We start from the raw sequence: 3,599 nt of genomic DNA on the forward strand, positions 1-3,599 counted from the left end.
CCCTATATGCGCAGCCAGATGCTCGGCTTTGTGCGCCCCTATGAGGACGCGGCGAATGCCAGGATCAATGTCGACCACTACAATGGCGGTATCGACGAGATCCGCGATCAGGTCGAAAGCGCCAATGTCAAATGGGATGTGGTGGACCTGACACAGGCCGATAGTCTGCGCGCTTGTGAAGCGGGGCTGCTGGAGGATCTGTCGGATATCGACCTGCCCGCCGGGGGGGACGGGACACCTGCCACGGATGACTTTGTCGAAGGGGCCCTGAACGACTGCGGCGTGGGTGTGATCGTCTGGGGCACCGCCTTTGCCTATGACAAGTCGGAATTTGGCGAAAATGCCCCGTCCACGCTTCAGGATTTCTTCGACGAAGAGGCATTTCCGGGCGCGCGTGCGATCCGCGATGATCCGACGGTGATCCTGGAATGGGCCCTGATGGCCGATGGCGTGGCCCGCGAAGATGTCTATCCGATGCTGGAAACAGATGAGGGCGTAAAGCGCGCCTTTGCGAAGATGGAGAGCATCCGTCCGGGCCTGCAACTCTGGAGCGCGGGACGCGAACCTGTGCGCATGCTGAACAACGGCGATGTGGCGATGTCGATGATCTGGGCCACCACCGGGGCCACCGCGTCGCAGGAAGAGGGGGCGGATTTCGAAGTCGTCATGGATGGCCGCGTCATCGAACTTGACCTCTTTGGCATTCCGAAGGGCAGCCGCCATGTTGAGGCCGCCAAGGATTTCATCCGTTACGCCTCCAGCACCACGGCGCTGGCCGACATGGTGCGTCACCTTCCCAACGGACCCACGCGCAAATCCTCGCTGGCGCAGTTGAGCGACGACATATTGCATCAGATTCCGAACGGTCCTGCCTATGAGGACAAAGCGTTCATCATGTCGGATGCCGAATGGTGGTCGGCCAACCACGAACGTCTTGAGGAACAGTTCGACATCTGGATGTCAGCCGGGGCCCGGCAGGGCGCTTCAGGCACAGTCCGCTGATAGCGGCCAACAGGACAGAGGTATAAAAATGAACACTGGAAACGCGCACCAGCCGGGCAACCTTGTCGCCAAATCGGGGCTGTTTGCCGGGATGAACCCGTTGATGGGGATCCTGTCGATGCTCATGATCGTCAGTTTTGTCGGCTACACGATCATGGATGTGGAACGCTCATCCGCGGTTTTCTCGGCGGGCAAGGATTTCATCATCAATACGATGGACTGGTTCTATGTCATCGTGGTCAACGTCGCCCTTTTCTTCGTCATCTGGCTGATGTTCAGCCGGTTCGGCGATGTGAAGCTTGGCAAGGATGATGACACGCCGGATTTCTCGACCTTCTCCTGGGTCTGCATGCTCTTTTCGGCCGGTCTCGGATCGGGGCTGATCTACTGGGGCGTGGCAGAGCCGATGTATCATATCCAGGGCAGCCCCTTCATGGAGCGCGCCGGGTATGAGGCCGGCAGTGTCGATGCCGCGACCAAGGCGATCACGGTCACCAACTTCCACTGGGGGTTCCATGGCTGGGGGCTTTATGTGCTGGTCGGCCTGTGCCTGGCCTATTTCTCGTACCGTCGCGATCTGCCGCTGACACTGCGCACAGCACTTTATCCGGTGCTGAAGGACAAGATTTACGGCCCCTGGGGCCATCTTGTCGATCTTGTCGGTGTGTTCGGCACGATCTTTGGCCTTGCCACATCGCTGGGCCTTGGCGTGACGCCGATCGCGGCCGGTCTCGAAAACCTCGGCTGGATGGAGAATACCCAGACAAATCAGCTGATCCTTGTCGCAATCATCACCTGTCTTGGCACCGCCTCAGCGGCCTCGGGTGTGGGCAAGGGCGTTCGGATCCTCAGTGAGTGCAACGTGATGGCATCGGTCGGCCTTCTGGCGCTCTTTATCATCCTTGGCCCGACCGCCTTCCTTCTGGGCATCACGATTTCAGGCTTCGGCGACTACATCTGGAATGTCATCCCGATGGGGTTCTGGATCAACGGCGATCCTGAAGTTCAGTGGCAGGGCTGGTGGACCATCTTCTATTGGGGCTGGTGGATTGCCTGGTGCCCGTTCGTCGGCCTGTTCATTGCCCGTGTCTCCAAGGGTCGCACGATCCGGCAGTTCTGTTTCTGCGTTCTGCTGATCCCGACCTCGGTCGTCGCACTCTGGATGGGTGTCTTCGGTGGCGCTGCTGCCGGGGTCGATCTGTTCTACAACGCCGGTGTGGTTGAAGCGGTGAACAACGACTATGCGGCGGGTGTGTTCGCGACCGTGGCCGGGTTCGGCTATGATGCCCTGACCTATCCGATCACGGTGCTGATCACGATCCTGCTGGTCTCGTGGTTCGTCACCTCGTCCGATTCCGGTACATTGGTGATGTGCACCATGCTGTCGATGGGCGATGAGCATCCACCGGTCAAGTTCCGCATCTTCTGGGGGCTGACATCGGGGATCGTGGCCGCCGTTCTGATGCTGGCCGGCGGGCTCAGCGCTTTGCAGACGGCATCGATCGTGGCGGGCCTGCCGATCGCCGTGATCCTTCTGTTCATGATCTACGGCATTGTCCGGGCGCTGCACGAAGACAATCCTGCGCCGGAATATGTGGACAAGTACGAGCTGGAATTCCTCAACCGGTAATCGGTCGGCTGAAACGAACGGAAAGGGGCGGAAAGCATTCCGCCCCTTCTTTGCGCCGTCAGGGCCGGAGCCGTCCGCTCAGCGGCGGCGCAGATTGTCCAGAAGGTTGGTCTTGGCGCCAAGGATATGCTGCCGTGTCAGCTCTGCCGCCTGTGCGGCATCGCCCTTGATGCAAGCGGCAAGGATCGCCTCGTGTTCGGCATTGGCGCGGGCAAGGCCGTTTGAGAGGGCAAGCTGCGCTCGCAGATAGCGGTCCACCCGGTCCAGCGTCTTTTCGATGACCCCAAGGTGGTAATAAAGCCCGCTGTCGCGATATAGGATCGTGTGGAACCTGCGGTTCTGGTCGCCCCAGTCGACCGGTGTCGCCCCTTCGGAAAAGGCGGTCAGGTAGGACCGGGCCAGTTCCAGCGTCTCATCCGACATGCGCGGCACGGCCATTTCGATCACGTGGCCTTCGACCAGCGCGCGGAAATCCCAGATCTCGGCCGCCTCGTCGGGGGAAATCCCTGCCACCACCGCGCCCTTGTAGCGCTGTGTCACCACCAGCCCCTGCTGTTCCAGCATGGTGATCGCCTCGCGCACCGGGATGCGCGACGTGTTGAACATCTTCGCGATCTCGTCCTGGCGCAGGGGCGCGCCATCGGCCAGCTGCCCCTCGATGATCGCCTTTTTCAGCGCCTCAAAAATGATCGCCGCCGCCGAGGCGGTCTGGGCGATATTGATGCTGTCGATCTTCATGACGTCTCCCATAACGGGGCCTTCGCAGATTGGATACAATTTCTTTCTTGCATATTGTATCCAATATTCGATATCCAAGTCACGAAGATTCTTCGGGCCCTGAAGCTGGCTCATGCGAGGAGAGGATACGCCCATGTGGAGTGGAATGATGCCCGCCGTGACGACGAAGTTCACGGCCGACGGCGCGCTGGACCGCGCCGAGATGGAACGCTGCTTTGGTCTGCAGATC

3 protein-coding genes are annotated in these 3,599 nt (G+C 60.2%); 2 read left to right on the top strand and 1 reads right to left on the bottom strand.

Going from position 1 to position 3,599, the window contains the following annotated elements:
- Both WBB85_RS11250 and WBB85_RS11255 read left to right on the top strand, forming a co-directional pair.
- A partial coding sequence (locus WBB85_RS11250; protein ID WP_432638706.1) for an extracellular solute-binding protein occupies positions 1 to 1,002 on the top strand: 1,002 nt, incomplete at its 5' end.
- Between the two features lie 28 nt (positions 1,003 to 1,030).
- On the top strand, positions 1,031 to 2,632 hold the full coding sequence (locus WBB85_RS11255; protein WP_432638707.1) for a BCCT family transporter: 1,602 nt from the start codon (positions 1,031 to 1,033) through the stop codon (positions 2,630 to 2,632).
- Between the two features lie 78 nt (positions 2,633 to 2,710).
- Here the strand turns inward: WBB85_RS11255 and WBB85_RS11260 are convergent, their stop codons facing one another.
- A complete protein-coding gene (locus tag WBB85_RS11260; RefSeq protein ID WP_432638708.1) occupies positions 2,711 to 3,370 on the bottom strand; it encodes a GntR family transcriptional regulator in 660 nt (219 codons plus the stop codon).
- Positions 3,371 to 3,599: the final 229 nt, after the last annotated feature.

Origin of the sequence: Albidovulum sp. (assembly GCF_049646345.1) — a bacterium.
Taxonomy (GTDB): domain Bacteria; phylum Pseudomonadota; class Alphaproteobacteria; order Rhodobacterales; family Rhodobacteraceae; genus Albidovulum.